We start from the raw sequence: 524 nt of genomic DNA on the forward strand, positions 1-524 counted from the left end.
AGGCCGTGTTTCGAAAGATCACGTGTCATGCGTGTCGGTGATCGTTGAACGAAGAGGTCTCCGGTAGGTGGTTCAACGACCAAGAAGAACGAAATACCGGAGACCTCGTGACCAGCGTAGTGGTGACGAGGCGGCACGACCTCACTGATGCGCAGTGGGCGGCGCTGGAGCCGCATCTGCCTGCCGCATCGGGCAAGGGGCGTCCGCCGAAGTGGAGCAAGCGTCAGTTGATCGACGGGATCCGGTGGCGGATCCGGACCGGGGCGCCGTGGCGGGACGTTCCTGCCTGCTACGGCCACTGGTTCACCGTGTATGGCTTGTTCCGGCGCTGGCAGCGGGAGGGGATCTGGGCGCGGATCCTGGCGGCCTTGCAGGCGTGTGCGGACGCCGCCGGGAAGATCGATTGGACGGTGAGCGTGGACTCCACCATCACCCGGGCTCACCAGCACGCGGCCGGAGCACGCCGGGACGGTCACCTGCAAAAGGAACCACCCGGCGGGGTGCACAGCGAGCCGGCCGATCAT

Annotated in this window: 1 protein-coding gene; it reads left to right on the forward strand. The window is 66.2% G+C overall.

Annotated elements, in window-relative coordinates:
• Positions 1-107: 107 nt before the first annotated feature.
• Positions 108-524, forward strand: a 417-nt coding sequence (locus IEY96_RS32450) for an IS5 family transposase (RefSeq protein WP_189198602.1), incomplete at its 3' end; no start/stop codon positions are given.

Source organism: Micromonospora fulviviridis (genome assembly GCF_014648395.1).
In the GTDB taxonomy this organism is placed as follows: domain Bacteria; phylum Actinomycetota; class Actinomycetes; order Mycobacteriales; family Micromonosporaceae; genus Micromonospora; species Micromonospora fulviviridis.